General features: G+C 50.9%; 1 protein-coding gene. It reads right to left on the bottom strand.

Annotated features, from left to right (window positions below):
- A partial coding sequence (locus CALK_RS11725; protein ID WP_034638443.1) for an FN3 associated domain-containing protein occupies positions 1–519 on the bottom strand: 519 nt, incomplete at both ends.

Below are 519 nucleotides of genomic sequence, written 5' to 3'. Positions count from 1 at the left end.
GAAAGTGAAGTAGATGAGGAGGTGGGCTCACTTCCGTCGGTGGTGTAGTAGATGGTATTTCCCTCATTGGTGGTCAGGGTGACATTCATAGAGGGGGTGTCATAGGTATATACGCCATCGTAGGGTTCGGCAGGGTCGGCCTCAAGACGTGCTTCGGGCAGATTCTGTTCATACACCCAGTAGGCTTCTACAAGACCGTCAAAGGCATCACTTTCGGCGATGGCACGAATGGTGTCACTGCCGGAAATAGAAAAGGGTTCATCATAGGCGTTTTCGCCAATCTCCGGCGCAGTATTACCACGAGCGTAGTAGATCTGTACAGAATCGGAGGGACCAACCACCGTACCCGCATCATCACGCAATTCAATAGAGACTTCATGAGTGGGGGTCGTAAAGACCTGTCTATTCTCATAGGCAGCGTCCAGATCTGTATCCTGCACCTGTCCATTACTATAGAGCTGGGCCTTAGGAAGAATCTGCTCATACACCCAAAACCCCTCCAATGGATCCTCATACCCA

Source organism: Chitinivibrio alkaliphilus ACht1, assembly GCF_000474745.1.
Lineage (GTDB): Bacteria > Fibrobacterota > Chitinivibrionia > Chitinivibrionales > Chitinivibrionaceae > Chitinivibrio > Chitinivibrio alkaliphilus.
Note: the sequence above shows the minus strand (reverse complement) of the source record. Positions and strands in the feature narration are given on the sequence as shown.